The sequence below is a fragment of the Streptomyces sp. DG1A-41 genome (assembly GCF_037055355.1).
Lineage (GTDB): Bacteria > Actinomycetota > Actinomycetes > Streptomycetales > Streptomycetaceae > Streptomyces.
Window position 1 is genome coordinate 3,299,621 of the sequence record NZ_CP146350.1, and the last position, 15,618, is coordinate 3,315,238.

The window sequence follows — 15,618 nt, forward strand, 5'->3', positions numbered from 1 at the left end:
CCGGACGCGGTGGATGTCATGCGGCGTTGTCCGGGGCGCCGTGTGCCGAGCTCCGCCACGCCGCCGCCAACTCCGCCACACTCGTGAAGCGTTCGACCGGGTCCGGGCGCGTGGCCCGTTCCACGATCGTCAGTTGGGCCGCCGCGCCCCGCCAGGTGTGCTCCTCGGCGGCCGTGTCCAGGAGAAGGCGGACGGCGCGGCCCAGGGCGTGCACGGTGGTGCGGGTGTCGATCGTCGAACCGCGTCGCCATTCCTCCGGGGCCATGAAGCGCCGTGAGCCCGGCAGGCGGTCCGCCTGGAGCACGAACGGGCCCGGACGGTACTCGTCCAAGTCGATCAGGTGGAGTTCGCCGGCGTCGAAGTCATAGAGGAACGCGCCGTCGTAGAGGTCGACGGAGACGAATCCCGCCGCCTCCACCGCCAGGTGGGCGTCCAGCAGGTGGTCGACGGCGCGCAGGCCCCGGGGGACGGGGAGGGCTTGGAAGCGGGCCAGGGGGCCCGCGTGCCGTAGCCGCGCGGGCGAGTACATGGACTCCCCGCGACGCCAGGGCATCACCACCGCCGTACGGCCGTCCCCCGCCGCGAACCGGTGCGGCTGGGGGACGATCACCGGATGCCGTACCGCCCGGTGGAAGGCCCAGGCGCGGTTCAGCGAGTGCTGGGCGGCGTCGGTCGTCGCCTCCTTCACGAACCAGCGTTCCCCGTCGCCGAGCCGGACCCCGTACGACACGCACCCCGAGTCCTGGTCGCGGAAGGCCCGGAAGACCTCGCCCACCGTGCGCAGATACGGCTCGGTCCGAGCGACCTCGGCGATGTCCAGCAGGGGATGCGGCGTCACGACGACGACCGGGGCACCAGCTCCGTGGCGAGCACGACCTGCCGTCGGTCCAGCCCCCGGGATGCCAGGGGGCGGCGGTCGGCGACCTCGGTGAGGAGGAGGTCGATCATCCGGCGGCCCATCACCTCGATGGGCTGGCGGACGCTGGTGAGGGGCGGGTCCATGTGGCGGGCTATGGCGGAGTCGTCGTAGCCGACGAGCGCCACGTCGTCGGGGATGCGGCGCCCCGCCTCGCGCAGCGCCTGGCGGGCGCCGGCCGCGGTGACGTCGGAGGCGGCGAAGACCGCGTCCAGGTCGGGCCGGCGCTCCAGCAGTGCCGCCATGGCACGGCTGCCGCCCCCCTCCGTGAAGTCGCCCGGCTCGATCAGCGCCTCGTCCACCTCGTGGCCCGCGTCGCTCAGGGCGTCGCGGTAGCCCTCGATGCGTCGCTGGGCGCCGTAGACGTCGAGACGGCCGGTAATGTGGGCCACCCGGCGGCGGCCGCGGGACAGCAGGTGCTCGACGGCCTGGCGGGCGCCGCCGTAGTTGTCGGAGTCGACCGACGGCAGTGTCTCCGCCGCCGATCGCGGGCCGCTGATCACCGCCGGGATGTCCAGCTGGGCCAGCAGGTCGGGCAGCGGATCGTCCGCGTGGACCGAGACCAGCAGGACGCCGTCCACCCGGTGGGCGGCCAGGTACTGGGCGAGGCGGCGGCGTTCGCGGTCGCTGCCCGCGAAGATCAGCAGCAGCTGCATCTCCGTCTCGGACAGCTCCGCCCCGACGCCCTTCAGCATGTCCGAGAAGTACGGCTCCGCGAAGAACCGGGTCTCCGGCTCGGGCACGACCAGGGCGATCGCGTCCGTACGGTTGGCGGCCAGCGCGCGGGCCGCGGTGTTCGGGACGTAGCCGAGCTCGGCGACCGCCGCCTCGACGGCCGCGCGGGTCGCGTCGCTGACCCGGGGCGATCCGTTGATCACCCGGGATACCGTGCCGCGGCCGACACCGGCGCGCGCCGCCACCTCTTCGAGGGTGGGCCGGCCACCGCTTCGGCCCCGCGCTCCGTGGCTTGCCATGGGCTCCGCCTTCCCGTCCACACCCGCACTTAGCGGCTGGCCTGGAATTTAACAGGCTTGTCAGCTGTCTCGACCGCTGCCGAAGCCGGCCGCCCCCGGCCTTCCGCTTCCGCCGACGAGCCGGTCCGGCTGGCTTGATACCGCCGCCCGGGGCCGCGGCGGACTCCGCCCCGGGTCCAGTTAACGGCCCGATAACTGAACGCATCTCTCGCTGTCCGGTCCCTTGACACCCCCGCCACGACCGGAGAACCTTCAACACATCACTGGTGGGAGCGCTCCCACGGTACCTGACACATACACAACCCGCACGTTCCCCGCCCGAGCCGCAGCGAGTAAAAACGGGTCCGACAATGCAGTTGGCCGGGGGGTCGGCACGTCAGGGCAACAGGAGGACGACATGCGAGCACGCATCCGAACCGCCCGCAAGGCGATGGTCCTCGCGGCCGCCGCGTCGCTGGGCGCCGGGCTGCTGGCCGGCTGTGCCGACGACGGCAAGGACGACGGCTCCGGCTCCTCGTCGGGCGGCGGCAACGGGAAGACGACGATCACGCTGGGACTTTTCGGCGCCTTCGGCTTCAAGGAGGCCGGCCTCTACACCGAGTACGAGAAGCTCAACCCGAAGATCAAGATCGCCGAGAACGTCGTCGAGCGCAACGAGAACTACTACCCCGCGCTCCTGAACCACCTCACCACCAACAGCGGTCTGCAGGATGTCCAGGCCGTCGAAGTCGGCAACATCGCCGAGATCGTCAACACTCAGGCCGCCAAGCTCGAGGACCTCTCCAAGGTTTCGGGTGTGAACAAGAGCGACTGGCTGGACTGGAAGTGGCAGCAGGCCACCACCAAGGACGGCCAGACGATCGGTCTGGGCACCGACATCGGCCCGATGGCGATCTGCTACCGCAAGGACATGTTCGAGAAGGCCGGTCTGCCCACCGACCGCGCGGAGGTCGCCAAGCTGTGGGCGGGCGACTGGGCCAAGCTCGTCGACGCGGGCGAGAAGTACAAGAAGAACGGGCCCGAGGGCACCACCTTCATGGACTCCCCCGGCGGTCTGCTCAACGCGCTCCTCAGCAGTGAGAAGGAGAAGTTCTACGACGCCTCCGGCAAGGTCATCTACAAGACCAACCCGGCCGTGCGCAAGGCCTTCGACCTGACCGCCGAGGCCGCAGAGAAGGGCCTGCTCGGCGCGCAGACGCAGTTCCAGCCGTCTTGGGACCAAACGATCGCCAACAACAAGTTCGCCGCGATGGCCTGCCCGCCGTGGATGCTCGGCTACATCAAGGGCAAGTCGAATCCGGACGCCAAGGGCAAGTGGGACGTGGCCGTGGCGCCCAAGTCCGGCAACTGGGGCGGCTCCTTCCTGACGGTGCCGAAGAGCGGCAAGAACGTCGAGGAGGCCAAGAAGCTGGTCGCCTGGCTGACCGCGCCCGAGCAGCAAGCCAAGCTGTTCAAGGTGCAGGGCAGCTTCCCCAGCGCGCAGGCCGCGTTCAGCAGCCCCGAGGTCACCGGCGCGAAGAACGACATGACCGGGGACGCCCCGATCGGTGAGATCTTCGCCGAGGCCGCCAAGCAGATCCCGGTGCAGACGATCGGCCCCAAGGACCAGATCATCCAGCAGGGCCTGACGGACAACGGCGTCATCCTCGTGACGAAGGGCAAGTCGCCGGAGGAGGCCTGGGAGACGGCCACCAAGACCATCGACAACAACCTGGACCAGTGACCCGCATGGCCACCCGTCACGACACCGCCGCGTCCCCCGCCATGGAGGGGGCGCGGCCCCGGGCCGCCCGGCGGACGCCGTCTCCGAGCAGGAGCAGCGGCGCCGGACCCGGCTGTCCCGCCGCTGGCAGCGGGACGTGCGCTGGAGCCCGTACGCCTTCGTCTCCCCGTTCTTCCTGCTGTTCGTCGCCTTCGGCCTGTTCCCGCTGATCTACACGGGCTGGGCCTCTCTGCACCAGGTGGAGCTGACGGCCCCGACCGACATGAACTGGGTGGGGCTGCGCAACTACACCCGGATCTTCGATGACGACTTCTTCTGGAACGCGGCGAAGAACACCCTCACCATCGGCATCATCTCCACCGTTCCGCAGCTGCTGATGGCGATGGGCATCGCCCACATCCTCAACTACAAGCTGCGGGCCTCGACCTTCTACCGGGTCGTGATGCTCGCGCCGTACGCGACGTCGATCGCGGCCGCCTCCCTGGTGTTCGTGCTGCTCTTCGGCCGTGACTACGGCATGATCAACTGGGTGCTGGACCAGATCGGCCTCGGCAAGGTCGACTGGCAGAACGACAAGTGGCCCTCGCAGATCGCCGTCTCGACGATCATCATCTGGCGCTGGACCGGCTACAACGCGCTGATCTACCTGGCCGCGATGCAGGCGATCCCGCAGGACCTGTACGAGTCGGCGGCGCTGGACGGGGCCAACCGATGGCAGCAGTTCTTCCATGTGACGCTGCCGTCGCTGCGCCCGACGATCCTGTTCACGGTCGTCGTGTCGACCATCGGCGCCAGCCAGGTCTTCGGCGAGCCGCTGTTGTTCGACGCCAACAAGGGCGCCTCCGGTGGCGCGGAGCACCAGTTCCAGACGCTCGGCCTGTACCTGTACGAGCAGGGCTGGGTCAACCAGCACCTGGGCCGGGCCTCGGCGATCGCCTGGACGATGTTCCTGATCCTGATCGTCATCGGCATCGTCAACTACGTCATCTCGCGCCGGCTGCGCGCCAGTAGTTAAGGAGTTCGGCCGTGACGACGACTGTGACGCCCCCCGAGACGGCACCCGCACAGGGGCCAAAACGTACCCGCCGACCGAAGTCCGCCCGGGCCGGCGGGCAGATGCACGCGGGCCCGATCGCCTACGTCATCCTCATCCTGTTCACGATCGGCTCGCTGTTCCCGCTGGTGTGGACCGCGATCGCCGCCTCCCGTGACAACCAGCGCCTTGCGCAGACCCCGCCGCCGCTCTGGTTCGGCTCGAACCTGTTCGACAAGATCGAGATCGCCTGGACGGACGCCAACCTCGGTGAGGCGTTCCTCAACACCACGATCGTGGCGGGCATTTCGGCGGCGACGATCGTGTTCCTGTCGACGATCGCCGGGTTCGCCTTCGCCAAGCTGCGTTTCAAGGGCCGCAACGCGATGATGCTGATCGTGATCGGCACGATGATGGTGCCGCCGCAGCTGAGCGTGATCCCGCTGTACATGATGGTCGCCAAGCTCGACTGGACGGACCAGTTGCAGGCGGTGATCTTCCCGTCACTGGTGAGCGCGTTCGGTGTGTTCTTCATGCGGCAGTACCTGCTCCAGGCGCTGCCGGACGAGATCATCGAGGCGGCCCGCGTGGACGGCGCGAGCAGCTGGCGCGTGATCTGGCACGTGGTGTTCCCGGCCGCGCGGCCGGCGATGGCCGTGCTCGGCATGCTGATGTTCGTGCAGACCTGGAACGACTTCCTGTGGCCGTTCCTGGTGCTGACCCAGAACGGCAACCCGACCGTGCAGGTCGCGGTCGCCGCGCTGGGCCGTGGCTACACTCCCGACCAGTCGCTGATCATGGCGGGCGCGCTGCTCGGCACGCTGCCGCTGCTGCTGGTCTTCGCGATCTTCGGCAAGCAGATCGTGGGCGGCATCATGCAGGGCGCCGTCAAGGGCTGACGCCCGCGGCCGTTCCTCCAGGGTCGTTCCAGCGTTCTTCCAGGGGGCCGGGTCAGCGCCGCCCCGGCCCCCTGTTCCTCCCCCTCCTCCTCCCTCTCCCCCTCACCCCTCCACGACCTCCAATGGGAGCGCTTCCATGCCTGACTCCGAGAACCCGGCCACTACGGTGACCTTCCCTCCGGCCTTCCTCTGGGGCGCGGCGACCTCCGCGTACCAGATCGAGGGTGCGGTGCGGGAGGACGGCCGTACGCCGTCGATCTGGGACACCTTCAGCCACACGCCGGGCAAGACGGCCGGTGGCGACACCGGTGACATCGCTGTCGACCACTACCACCGCTACCGCGAGGACGTGGCGCTGATGGCGGAGCTGGGCCTGGGCGCCTACCGCTTCTCCATCTCGTGGTCGCGGGTGCAGCCGACCGGCCGGGGTCCGGCCGTGCAGAAGGGCCTGGACTTCTACCGCCGGCTGGTCGACGAGCTGCTGTCCAAGGGCATCAAGCCGGCCGTCACGCTCTACCACTGGGATCTGCCCCAGGAATTGGAGGACGCGGGCGGCTGGCCGGAGCGTGACACGGCGTACCGTTTCGCGGAGTACGCGCAGATCGTCGGCGAGGCGCTGGGCGACCGGGTCGAGCAGTGGATGACGCTCAACGAGCCGTGGTGCAGCGCGTTCCTCGGCTATGCCTCCGGGGTGCACGCCCCGGGCCGTACGGACCCGGCGGCGTCGCTGCGTGCCGCGCACCACCTGAACCTGGCGCACGGGCTGGGCGCTTCCGCGCTGCGGTCGGTGATGCCGGCCCGCAACTCCCTGGCGATCAGTCTCAACTCCTCGGCGGTCAGGCCGCTTTCGCAGAACCCGGCGGACCTGGCGGCGGCCCGGAAGATCGACGACCTGGCCAACGGCGTCTTCCACGGCCCGATCCTGCACGGCGCGTACCCGGAGTCGCTGTACGTGGCGACGGCGGAACTCACGGACTGGGACTACGTCCTCGACGGCGACCTGACGCTGATCAACCAGCCGCTGGACGCGCTGGGCCTCAACTACTACACGCCCGCGCTGGTCTCGGCGGCCGACCCCTCGGCGACGGGGCCGCGCGCCGACGGCCACGGCTCCAGCGCCCACTCGCCCTGGCCGGCCGCGGACGACGTCGCCTTCCACCAGACGCCCGGCGACCGCACGGAGATGGGCTGGACGATCGACCCGACCGGCCTGCACGAGCTGATCATGCGCTACACCCGGGAAGCGCCGGGCCTGCCGCTGTACATCACCGAGAACGGCGCGGCCTACGACGACAAGATCGACTCGGACGGCCGGGTGCACGACCCGGAGCGCGTCGCCTACCTGCACGGCCACCTGTCGGCGGTCCGCCGCGCGATCGCCGACGGCGCGGACGTCCGCGGCTACTTCCTGTGGTCCCTGATGGACAACTTCGAGTGGTCCTACGGCTACGGCAAGCGCTTCGGCGCGGTGTACGTCGACTACGCGACGCTCGAACGGACGCCGAAGTCCAGCGCTCACTGGTACGCGAAGGCGGCTCGCACCGGAACGCTGCCGGAGGTGGAGGCGGTCTAGCCACTGCGGAGGCGGGGGACGGGGCGCGGCACGATTAGGGGAGTGCCGCGCCCCGGCTGTTCAGGGCGAGGTGACGCGGTGGGGCGTCAGGAGCCTGCGGGTCGTCTCCACGCCCCACTCGTCCAGCGACAGCAAGCGGTCGCTGGAGGCCATCAGACCCCCTGTGGACTCCACGTGTGCCGCCCACTGTTCGCGGGTCTCGACAGCCGGGCGGGCCATCAGGCAGTCGGGGTCGTTGATCCAGAGGCGGTCGTGCTGCCACTGGCGGGCCGCACCCGTGAACTCGGCCGGGTCCTGGCCCGGCTGGGAGTAGTCGTCTGCCTCGGGGCGGCGGTGCGGGGCCGTGTCGGGGCTGACGCGCATGGCGTCGAACAGACCGATGGAGGGGAGCATCGGGGCGCCGCAGCCCAGGAGATAGGAGTCCGGGCCGATCGCCTCGCGGATCAGCTCGATGCCCGATCGGTACGCCGTGAGGGGGTCGACGTCCGCGTGGCGTACGCCGTCCAGGGCGCCCGCGTACAGGAAGTCCACCTTGAAGTAGTCGTAGCCCTCGGCGCGCAGGGTCGTGAAGACCTCGGTCAGGTACGCCGCCGCGTCCGGGTGGGTGGTGTCCAGGACGCGCAGGTCGTGGCCCCAGTTGCGGCCGGCGTGGGCGAAGCCGCCGACGGTGTCCCGGACCAGCCAGTCGGGGTGTTCGGCGGCCAGTTCGCTCGCCGGGTCCACAAGGAACGGTGCCGTCCAGATGCCGGCGCGGCGGCCGCGGGAGCGGATCTTGTCGGCGGTTCCGGCGCGGGAGCGGAAGCGGCCGGAGAGGGTGAGCCAGTCGCCGAGGGCCCGCTGGTAGCCGTCGTCGATCTGGACGACGTCGACGGGCAGGTCAAGGGTGTCCATCGCGCGGAGGTTCTCGTGGATGTCGTCCTCGGTGACCTCCGTGAAGTACTCGTACCAGGAGCACCAGACCGTGGGCGCCGGGCGCGGGGCGGCGAGGCCGAGACCGGACGCCCAGTCACCGAGCACCGAATGGATGTCCTCGCCCGTCCACTCCTTCACCAGGCCGTCGGCAGCGACCTCCGCGACCCCGTCCCGTACGGCGAGCCGGATCGACGGCACCTCACGCGTCGGCTCGGCCGCCGCCCACAACCGGACCGCCGAGCCGTCGCCGGGGTCGAGCGCCAGCAGGCCCTCGCCCTGGAAGACGCCGTCGGGGACGGTGACGCCGGGCCGGTAGCAGACCGTGGCCCAGTTGGCGCCCGCCGGGCGATACGGAGCCGTGCCGAGGAGGTAGGCGCCGCTGGGGCTCCAGGACTGCCAGCCCTCCTCGTGGACACGGGCGTTGCGGAGGTCGACGGGCACGGAGGCCAGCGGCGTGAAGGGGTGGTGCACGGTGATCTCTTTCGGGAAGGTCAGCCCTTGTTGGCGCCGAGCGTCAGGCCGCTGACGAACTGCCGCTGGAGGACGAAGTAGACGATCAGGGTCGGGATCGCGGTGAGCAGGGCGCCGGCGGCGACCAGGTTGGGGTCGGTGAAGTACTGGCCGGAGAGGTTGTTCAGCGCCGAGGTGATCGGCATGTTCTCGCCGGTGGAGATCAGGACGATGGCCCAGAAGAAGTCGTTGTAGATCCAGATGGACAGCAGGGTGGCCAGGGCGGCCATCGCGGGCTTGCACAGTGGCAGCACGATCTGCCAGTACAGGCGCCAGACGGAGGCGCCGTCGACGAGGGCGGCCTCGGTCAGTTCGTGCGGCAGCGAGCGCATGTAGTTGCTCAGCACGAACGCGCAGAACCCGGACTGGAACGCCACATGGATCAGGACCAGGCCGAGGGCGGAGTCGTAGAGCTTGCCGCTCACCGTGATGCCGGGCAGGTCGATCAGCAGGTACAGCCGGTACAGCGGGGTGATGATGACCTGCTGGGGCAGCAGGTTGCCGGCGGTGAAGACCAGCAGCAGCGCCAGGTTGAGGCGGAAGTCGAAGCGGCTGACGTAGAAGGCGACCATCGACGACAGCAGCAGGGTCAGCAGCACGGCCGGCACGGCGACGATCAGTGTGGTGCCGAAGTAGTGCAGCATGTCCGACTGCGTGAAGGCGTTGGTGAAGTTGTCGAAGGTCAGCTTGTCGGGCCAGGAGACATAGCCCTTGTCGCTGGTCTCCGCGTACGGCCGCATCGCCGCGAGCAGGGCCCACAGCAGGGGCGCCAGCCAGGCCAGTGCCGTGACGACGAGGAAGGTGTGCAGCAGGACCCGGGCGGGGCGGATGGGGGTGCGCTGCTTGTGAGCGCCGGCGGCGGTGCTCATGCGCGCCGCTCCTTCCGGAAGGTGGCGATCAAATACGGGATGATCACCGCGAGCGAGATGACCAGCAGGACGACGGCGATGGCGGAGCCGTATCCGATGCGGCTGGACTCGCCGATGATGTTGTTGGTCACCAGGATCGACAGCAGTTCGGTCCCCTGGGCGCCCTTGTTGAAGACGAAGACCAGGTCGAAGGCGCGCAGGGCCTCGATGATCGTGACGACCAGGACGACGGTGTTGGTGGGCCGCAGGGTCGGGAAGACGACGTTCTTGAACGTCTGCCACTCATTGGCGCCGTCCAACGCGGAGGCCTCGCGCAGGGCGGGGTCGACGCTTTTGAGGCCGGCCAGGTACAGGATCATCATGTAGCCGGCGTGCCGCCAGGAGGCGGCGACCAGGATGGCCCAGAGGTTGAGGTCCGGGTCGCCGATCCAGTCGATGTAGTGGCCGGGCTTGTTGGCGCCGATGAGGCTGTTGATCAGGCCGGTGTCGGGGTTGTAGACCAGCTGCCAGACGAAGCCGATGACCGCCATCGACACCACGACCGGCAGGAAGAACGCGGTCTGGTAGACGCGGCTGAAGCGGATCTTCTTGTCCAGCTGCACGGCCAGGAACAGGCCGAAGGGCGTGGGCAGCACGATGAGCACGACGAACCAGATCACGTTGTGCTCGACGGCGGGCCAGAACTGCGGGTTACTGGTGAACAGTTCGCGGAAGTTCTGGAAGCCGACCCACTGGATGGAATCGAAGCCGATGCCGTTCCAGCTGGTGAAGGCCAGCGCGATGGAGGCGAGGGCCGTCAGCCACACGAGGGCGACATGCAGGATCGTCGGCACGCCCGCCATCAGGCCGAGCGTGAGCCGGTCGCGGCGGGTCAGCAGGCGCTTGTGCCCGTGGGGCACCTTGACGGGCTTGGACGCGGGGGCGGGCCCCGGAGCCGGCTCGTCGGCCGTCTCCGGGACCTTGGCGGGGGTGGCAGTCATGTCAGGTCCGAGTCGTCGAGTCTCCGGTCGGGTCACGAGGAGGCGAAGATCGTCTTCTTCTGGCGCTCGATCGACGAGAGGATGCTGTCGACGTTCTTGGGGTTGCGGACGAAGTTCTGGAGTGCGGGCTGCATCACCGTGGAGGTGAAGTCCGGCCGGGAGTCGCGGTCCATGAACTGCGTCAGGCTCTTCGCGCCCGAGATCATCTCGTAGGCCTTCTTCTGCAACGCGGTGTACGAGGAGGTGTCGGCCTTGGTGGAGGCGGCCACCACGTTCGGGTCGGACTTGAGGTAGATCTGCTCGGCCTCGGGGGTGCCCAGGTACTCCAGCAGCTTGACGGCGCCCGCCTTGTTCTTCGGGGCCTTGGAGAGCATGAAGCCGTCGGTCGGCGCCTCGACGGTGTCCTGACCGAACTGCGGGTCGATCTCCGGGAAGGCGAAGAAGTCCAGGTCGTCCAGGTCGGCCTTGTTGGTGAACTGCTGGCCGACGAAGGTGCCCAGCAGATACATGCCGGCCTTCTTCGCCACCAGGGTCTGTGCCGCGTCCTGCCAGGTGCGGCCCACCGCGCCCTCCTGGTGGTAGGGGAGGATCTCCGTCCAGTGGTCGAAGACCTTGCGCACCTTGGCATCGGTCCAGGAGGCCTTGCCCGCCATCAGCTCGACGTGGAAGTCGTAGCCGTTGGTGCGGAAGTTGATCTGGTCGAAGGTGCCCATCGCGGGCCAGGCGTCCTTGTCGCCGAAGGCGATCGGGACCAGGCCGTCCTTCTGCATCTGCTTGCACAGGGCGACGAAGGCGTCCCAGGTGGTGGGGACCTTGTAGCCGTGCTGGGCGAAGACGCTCTTGCGGTAGAAGACCGCCCACGGGTACGTGTACAGCGGCACGAAGTAGTACTTGCCGTCCTCGCCCTTGCTGAGCTTCTTCATCGCCTCGGGGAAGTTCCCGCCGATCTTCTGCCACACGTCGTCGATCGGGGTGGCGAGCTTCTTCGACGCGAAGAACTGCATGCGGTAGCCGGCGAACCAGGTGAACACGTCGTCGGGCGTGCCCTGGAGGTAGGAGTTGATCTGCTCCTGGAACGTGTTGTGGTCCTTGGTGTTCACGTCGACCTTGATGCCGGACTGCTTCGTGAAGGCGGCGTAGATCTCGGCGAACGCCTTCTTCGGCACCGCGTCCGAGGAGTTCGAGCCGAGGCTGACCGTCTTCGGGTCGGCAGCCGTGCCGCTGCCGCCGCAGGCGCTCAGCAGGGGTATGCCGGCGCCGAGCAGGGCCGCGCCGCCTACGCCGCGCAAGAGAGTGCGGCGGCTGGGAGCGGGGAGGGAGAGTCCGGAGGGAGAGAGGTCGTGCATGAACGGCTCCTGGGGGCAGGGTTCGGCCACGAGGGTGCGACATGAAATCCGGTCTTAATCGACCAGAAATCAACTTGACCGAACACGGTGGCGCAATAACAGCCGTATGTCTGGTCATGCGTCAAGGGGCGTCGGCTTGGTTTGTAGAAACGTGACCGACCTGTGAGCGTGAACGTTCCCGGGAGGGGACCGGGGTGGGAGCGGTTGTATGCAGTGACCAGCCGGTCCGGCCGACGGCGCCGCACCGGCCCGATCCGTACGTCACCGCCGGTCGACTCCGCGAGCCGCCGCACGATATCCGGACCGAGCCCGGTCGAGCCGTCGCTCCCGGAGCCGCGGCCCGCGCCATCACGGCCTCCGGGTCGGGTATGCCGGGGCCCGCGTCGGACACGAGGACGATCACCGCGTCCTCGCCGTTGCGCATCGAGCGCGGCGGCCAGGTCGGCCCGGCCACGGGTATGCGCACCGACGGGTATGCACACCGGCCGGCCCCGGCCGCGCGCGCCTTGCGATCCCCGTCCTCCGCGAGCGCCGACCAGAACGCCAGCCGCTCCCGGACCGCCTCGGCCGCGTCGCGGACCGCCGCGTGTGGAGATCGGGACCTGCCGAGTGCCGTACGGCTCACCTGAACACCGACGCGGGCGGCGCGGGCGACGCCACCGCCGCGATGTCCGTCACGGGTACGGCCCCGCCGGTGAAGTCCGTGAGCGTCCTGCCGTGCTCGACCCGGCCGGGATGCGGGTCGGAGGCCGCGCGGCGGGTCAGTTCGGCGACGGGCAGCGGCTGGTCGGAGGCGACCAGGACGGCGTTCCCGAAGCGTTTTCCGCGCAGCACCGTCGGGTCGGCGACCAGCGCGAGCTGCTCGAAACGGGCGGCGGCGGTGGCGATCTGGCCGCGCAGGTGGGCGAGCGGCGGCCCGTCGGCGAGATTGGCGGCGTAGACCCCGTCGGGCTTCAGCGCCCTGCGTACGTCGTCGAGGAACTCGGTCGAGGTCAGATGGGCCGGCGTCCGGGCCCCGCTGAACACATCGGTGATGACCAGGTCGGCCCAGCCGTCCGGCACCTTGGCGAGGCCCTCGCGGGCGTCGACGGACCGCACCCTGATGCGCGCGTTCGCGTCCAACGGCAGCTCGCGGCGGACCAGTTTGACCAGGCCGGCGTCCCGTTCGACGACCTGCTGCGTGGAGCGGGGCCGGGTCGCGGCGACGTACCGGGCGAGGGTGAACGCGCCACCGCCGAGGTGCACGGCGTGCACGGGCCTGCCCGGCGCGGCGACGAGGTCGATGACATGCCCGAGCCGGCGCTGGTACTCGAAGGACAGATACGCCGGGTCGTCCAGGTCGACGTGCGACTGCGGGGCCCCGTCGATCACCAGGGTCCAGGCCCGGGCCCGGTCGCGGTCGGGGATCAGCTCGGCGAGCCCGCCGTCGACGCTCTGGACGACGGCTTCCGCACCGGCCTGCCTGCGCCGACCGCTCCTGGACTTTCCCATGGGGTCATTATCGGGGGCGGGCTGTTCAGCGGGTCGTACGCTCCGGCCGGGCATCGGCGCCCCGCCGGGCGTGAAGGGACGGCCAGGCATCCGCGCCCCGCCGGCCGTAAGGGGCCGGCCGGGCATCCGCGCCCCGGGACGTGAAGGGCCGGCGTGAGGCCCCGCGAGGCGTCCGCGCCCCGCCAGGCGTTAGTGCCCCGCCAGGCGTAAAGGCCACCCCGCCAGACGGGGGCGCCTCAGCGGCAGCTGTCCGCCGCCTTGATCGTCCGGGCCGCCTCCCCTAGGGCCTTGCGCAGCACCGCGGGGTCCGTCGCGAGGTCCGCCTCCCCGGGCGGCAGCAGCCAGTCCGAGCCCTCCACCGGAGGTTCGGGGGCCAGGGTCGGTCCGCGTCCGTCGGTCTCCGTGCAGGTGCTCCCCGGCACGTCCCACGCCGCGGCCGTCCCCGGCGGCACCAGGAAGCCCAGCGTGCCACCGCCGTCGTCATGCAGTACGGGTCCGACCGCCTCCCCGGTCCCGCGCCGCAGGATGTCGACCGCCTCCAGCCCCTGCCGCGCCGGCACCGTCACGACATCGCAGCCGGCCGGCGGCGCACTCGGCGGTGTACGAGGATCGTTGATCTGGCTGGTCTCCATCCCGGCCTCCACCACAGAACCCCTGCTTGGACGAGCGGTCGGGAGTCGGGGGCCTCCCGGTCCACAGGGTTCAACGCGGCAGACCGTCAACGGCTACGGCGGAAGTCAGCCGCAAAGGATGGCACTTCATGGCAGATCACGGATGAGATATCCGGTTTGTAGCCAAACTCAGCGTGAGGACTCCGGCACAGCAGGTACGTTCTTGCCCGCCGGACACGGGGCAGACCATACGGGACAACCCGTATAACTCACCCCGAACCCGGCATGGTTCGACGGTTCGCACGAGAGGACCCGGCCATGGCGTCGTCAACGGTGACCTCGGCTCAACCCAACCGGCCACCGCGGCCCAACCTCGCCTTCCGGCACCTGCGCGGACAGCGCTCGCCGGCCGAGTTCGCCGCGGCGATCCGGCGGGCCGCCCTGGAGATCGGCGAGCAGGTCAGTTGTGACGCGCGGTACATCGGCCGGGTCGAAACGGGCGAGATCCGCTGCCCCAACTACGCGTACGAACGGGTGTTCCTGCACATGTTCCCTGGCCGCACGCTCACCGATCTGGGGTTCGCGCCCCGCTCGTCGGTACGCGGACGCCGGGCGCGCGACACCGAGGACGCGCCCCTGACGCGCACCGCGAACCCGGCAAACGCCACGAGTGAGACCAGCGGGGCGTGCGAGCCGTATGAAACGCAGAACCCGTACGACCCGTACCACCCGCACGACACCTACGAGGAGAGCGACGTGCTGCGTCGCGCATTCATGACCGGCGGGGGCGCCACCGTGGCCGCCGCCTCGCTGGGGCCCGTCGGCCTCGCCCTCGACGCCGCGGCGGCACAGCGCCCCGTGCGCCGCGCCGGGGCGAGTGACGCGGATGCCCTGGAAGAAGCCGTCCGCCGCATCCGGCTGCTCGACGACCGGCACGGGGCCGACGGCCTCTACCGCCGTGCGGCGGCCCCGCTGCGTGCCGCCTACGCCCTGCTGGACGCCGGGACGACCCGGCAGACGACGGCGGACCGGCTCTACTCGGGCGCCGGTGAACTGGCCATCTCCGTGGGCTGGCTGGCCCACGACTCGGGACGCTTCGACGACGCCCGCTCCCACTACGCGGAGGCGCTGGCGACAGCCCGGATGACCGGCGATCCGGGTCTGGAGGCGCACGCCTTCTGCAACACGGCCTTCCTCGCGCGCGACGCGGGCCGGCCGCGCGAGGCGGTCCGGGCCGCCCAGGCCGCACAGCGCGTCGCCCGGCCCGTGGGCTCGGCCCGGCTGATGTCACTGCTCGCGCTGCGCGAGGCGGGCGGCTGGGCGGGCCTCGCCGACCGCGTCGGCTGCGAGCAGGCACTGGCCCGGGCGCATGCCCTGTTCGAACGGGGCCCCTCGGACGACGACCCCGAGTGGATGAGCTTCTACGGCGAGGCCGAACTGGAGGGCCTGGAGGCGCAGTGCTGGTCCACGCTCGGCGACTGGCCCCGGGCGGCACGGCACGCGCGGCGGGCGGCAAAGCTCCAGAATCCGCACTTCACGCGGAACATCGCGCTGTACACGGCGGAGCTGGCGGACGACCTCGCGCGGGGCGGGCGGCCGGACGAGGCCGCCGTGGCGGGGATGCGGGTGCTGGACCTGCTGGAGGAGGTCCAGTCGTCCCGGATCCAGACGATGCTGGCGGCTACGGCGCGGGTGCTCTCGCCGCACCGGCGGGCTTCGGGGGTGTCGGCGTTCCTGGAGAGGCACGCGTCGTTGCCGCGGATGGTGTGAACCGGCTCAGT

At 70.1% G+C, this 15,618-nt stretch carries 12 protein-coding genes and 2 pseudogenes; 5 read left to right on the plus strand and 9 right to left on the minus strand.

The window, feature by feature from the left end:
* Positions 1-16: 16 nt before the first annotated feature.
* Entirely contained in the window at positions 17-838 is an 822-nt protein-coding gene (locus V8690_RS15275) for a serine/threonine protein kinase (RefSeq protein WP_338779268.1), read from the minus strand.
* The gene (locus tag V8690_RS15280; protein ID WP_338779269.1) at positions 835-1,890 is read right to left on the minus strand and encodes a LacI family DNA-binding transcriptional regulator; all 1,056 of its coding nucleotides are present in this window, start codon (positions 1,888-1,890) and stop codon (positions 835-837) included. Before V8690_RS15280 ends, V8690_RS15275 begins: the two co-directional genes overlap by 4 nt.
* 397 nt (positions 1,891-2,287) lie before the next feature.
* Between V8690_RS15280 and V8690_RS15285 the strand changes: the two genes are divergently transcribed.
* From V8690_RS15285 to V8690_RS15300, 4 genes and pseudogenes are all read left to right on the plus strand, one after another.
* On the plus strand, positions 2,288-3,613 hold the full coding sequence (locus V8690_RS15285; protein ID WP_338779270.1) for an extracellular solute-binding protein: 1,326 nt from the start codon (positions 2,288-2,290) through the stop codon (positions 3,611-3,613).
* A 5-nt stretch (positions 3,614-3,618) separates the two neighbouring features.
* Positions 3,619-4,628: pseudogene (locus V8690_RS15290) on the plus strand (sugar ABC transporter permease).
* A gap of 11 nt (positions 4,629-4,639) precedes the next feature.
* Positions 4,640-5,545 (plus strand): carbohydrate ABC transporter permease, encoded by a 906-nt coding sequence (locus V8690_RS15295; protein ID WP_338779271.1) that lies wholly within the window; start codon positions 4,640-4,642, stop codon positions 5,543-5,545.
* Between the two features lie 136 nt (positions 5,546-5,681).
* Complete coding sequence (locus V8690_RS15300; RefSeq protein WP_338779273.1) at positions 5,682-7,118, plus strand: GH1 family beta-glucosidase; 1,437 nt, start codon at positions 5,682-5,684, stop codon at positions 7,116-7,118.
* 60 nt (positions 7,119-7,178) lie between these two features.
* Here the strand turns inward: V8690_RS15300 and V8690_RS15305 are convergent, their stop codons facing one another.
* The 7 genes and pseudogenes from V8690_RS15305 to V8690_RS15335 form a co-directional block, all read right to left on the minus strand.
* Positions 7,179-8,501 (minus strand): glycoside hydrolase family 36 protein, encoded by a 1,323-nt coding sequence (locus tag V8690_RS15305; RefSeq protein ID WP_338779275.1) that lies wholly within the window; start codon positions 8,499-8,501, stop codon positions 7,179-7,181.
* A gap of 20 nt (positions 8,502-8,521) precedes the next feature.
* On the minus strand, positions 8,522-9,409 hold the full coding sequence (locus V8690_RS15310) for a carbohydrate ABC transporter permease (RefSeq protein ID WP_338779277.1): 888 nt from the start codon (positions 9,407-9,409) through the stop codon (positions 8,522-8,524).
* Positions 9,406-10,389 carry a sugar ABC transporter permease gene (locus tag V8690_RS15315; protein ID WP_338779278.1) on the minus strand — a complete coding sequence of 328 codons (984 nt, stop codon included), beginning with the start codon at positions 10,387-10,389 and terminating at the stop codon, positions 9,406-9,408. The genes V8690_RS15310 and V8690_RS15315 overlap by 4 nt, the downstream gene beginning before the upstream one ends.
* A gap of 32 nt (positions 10,390-10,421) precedes the next feature.
* The gene (locus tag V8690_RS15320; protein ID WP_338779279.1) at positions 10,422-11,735 is read right to left on the minus strand and encodes an ABC transporter substrate-binding protein; all 1,314 of its coding nucleotides are present in this window, start codon (positions 11,733-11,735) and stop codon (positions 10,422-10,424) included.
* 248 nt (positions 11,736-11,983) lie between these two features.
* A pseudogene (locus tag V8690_RS15325) lies at positions 11,984-12,309 on the minus strand (two-component sensor histidine kinase); the annotation flags it as partial.
* Between the two features lie 47 nt (positions 12,310-12,356).
* Positions 12,357-13,226 carry a fused MFS/spermidine synthase gene (locus V8690_RS15330; RefSeq protein ID WP_338779281.1) on the minus strand — a complete coding sequence of 290 codons (870 nt, stop codon included), beginning with the start codon at positions 13,224-13,226 and terminating at the stop codon, positions 12,357-12,359.
* A 236-nt stretch (positions 13,227-13,462) separates the two neighbouring features.
* Entirely contained in the window at positions 13,463-13,858 is a 396-nt protein-coding gene (locus V8690_RS15335) for a hypothetical protein (RefSeq protein ID WP_338779283.1), read from the minus strand.
* A 297-nt stretch (positions 13,859-14,155) separates the two neighbouring features.
* On the opposite strand from V8690_RS15335, the gene V8690_RS15340 reads away from it, so the two are divergent.
* On the plus strand, positions 14,156-15,607 hold the full coding sequence (locus tag V8690_RS15340; RefSeq protein ID WP_338779285.1) for a hypothetical protein: 1,452 nt from the start codon (positions 14,156-14,158) through the stop codon (positions 15,605-15,607).
* Positions 15,608-15,618 lie beyond the last annotated feature (11 nt).

Bases quoted from the DNA above. Each gene is read 5' to 3' on its own strand.
- V8690_RS15340 (WP_338779285.1), top strand. From the start codon at position 14,156: ATGGCGTCGTCAACGGTGACCTCGGCTCAACCCAACCGGCCACCGCGG.
- V8690_RS15300 (WP_338779273.1), top strand. From the start codon at position 5,682: ATGCCTGACTCCGAGAACCCGGCCACTACGGTGACCTTCCCTCCGGCC.
- V8690_RS15280 (WP_338779269.1), bottom strand. From the start codon at position 1,890: ATGGCAAGCCACGGAGCGCGGGGCCGAAGCGGTGGCCGGCCCACCCTC.
- V8690_RS15330 (WP_338779281.1), bottom strand. From the start codon at position 13,226: ATGGGAAAGTCCAGGAGCGGTCGGCGCAGGCAGGCCGGTGCGGAAGCC.
- V8690_RS15285 (WP_338779270.1), top strand. From the start codon at position 2,288: ATGCGAGCACGCATCCGAACCGCCCGCAAGGCGATGGTCCTCGCGGCC.
- V8690_RS15310 (WP_338779277.1), bottom strand. From the start codon at position 9,409: ATGAGCACCGCCGCCGGCGCTCACAAGCAGCGCACCCCCATCCGCCCC.
- V8690_RS15320 (WP_338779279.1), bottom strand. From the start codon at position 11,735: ATGCACGACCTCTCTCCCTCCGGACTCTCCCTCCCCGCTCCCAGCCGC.
- V8690_RS15315 (WP_338779278.1), bottom strand. From the start codon at position 10,389: ATGACTGCCACCCCCGCCAAGGTCCCGGAGACGGCCGACGAGCCGGCT.
- V8690_RS15335 (WP_338779283.1), bottom strand. From the start codon at position 13,858: ATGGAGACCAGCCAGATCAACGATCCTCGTACACCGCCGAGTGCGCCG.